The sequence below is a fragment of the Streptomyces sp. NPDC001634 genome, from assembly GCF_040298185.1.
GTDB lineage: Bacteria > Actinomycetota > Actinomycetes > Streptomycetales > Streptomycetaceae > Streptomyces.
Genome location: NZ_JBEOZU010000253.1, coordinates 1 through 1,003 on the forward strand (window position 1 = coordinate 1; position 1,003 = coordinate 1,003).

At 40.1% G+C, this 1,003-nt stretch carries 2 protein-coding genes; both read left to right on the forward strand.

What is annotated here, in order from left to right; all coding sequences use genetic code 11:
* The first annotated feature begins 160 nt into the window (after window positions 1-160).
* Window positions 161-787: a hypothetical protein gene (locus ABT186_RS47875; protein WP_351930741.1), complete on the forward strand. Its 627-nt coding sequence runs from the start codon at window positions 161-163 to the stop codon at window positions 785-787.
* Window positions 780-1,003, forward strand: a 224-nt coding sequence (locus ABT186_RS47880) for a hypothetical protein (RefSeq protein WP_351930743.1), incomplete at its 3' end; no start/stop codon positions are given. The genes ABT186_RS47875 and ABT186_RS47880, both read left to right, overlap by 8 nt.

Sequence of the window (1,003 nt, forward strand, 5' to 3'; positions counted from 1 at the left end):
GCCCACGACCCGGCCCCCGTCCCCATCGACCGCTTCGAGGGTGAGGTGCCCTTCGCGAACCAGCCCGCCGAGGGCATCTTCACCTGGGGAACGCTGGTTATCTATGAATTATAACCAGTACGAGCATTATAGTTACAAGGGCGGGCGCCGAGAAGAACAAGTGGAAGCCTACCGCAATCCTTCAATTTCCATGCGAGAATTACGAGAAATGACGGACACGGTCAATGAATACAAATTATTCACTAACTTTAGCAAGAAAGTTTTAGATAAACCCCTTGAAGAAATCAATGATCGGACCTCATTTAATATTGCCTATGAGAAAGTGAAAAAAGGTAAAAGCATTGATTCTATTGTCTTTCATATCACGAAAAAACGTCGAGCAGACGATAACAGTTATAAGCTAGAGGACAAGACCTACAAGGAAGCGAAAGCCGAAAAAGAATTATCAAACCAAACACTTGCAGGTAAAGCGTTAGAAAGTAGATATACAAGGTTATTGCTTGAAAATTTCCTTTTATCGCCTTATGAAATGACAGATACATCACTTATGGCTGGCTTGCAAAAAAATGTTTATCCAAAGTATGACGAACTCAAAACATTACGAGGACTTGAGGGGGTCAAAAAGCACCTCTCATACGTTCGTGAGAAGCAAGAACCTTATTCAAAAGGGAACGTTGCAAAGTATCTTAAAAAGGCAGTTGATCAGTATTTGCCAACTGTGAAATTACAAGACCTTGACCAACCAGAACGTGCAAGTGTTCGAGGTAAAGGAGCAAGCCATGAGTGAGAATCTAAAAACGATCAAAGAGCTTGCGGATGAGTTGGGTGTATCAAAAAAGAAAATTCATTATCAAGTATCTAAATTAGATAGTAATTTGATACAGAGATTAGACGGTACTATCTATCTTAACAACGCTGCTATAAAAGTGATTAAAGGGAATATTGGATATGTCCCTAAAACTAAATTAGATAGTGTTGGTGTCCAAAATAGACAGTATTTAGA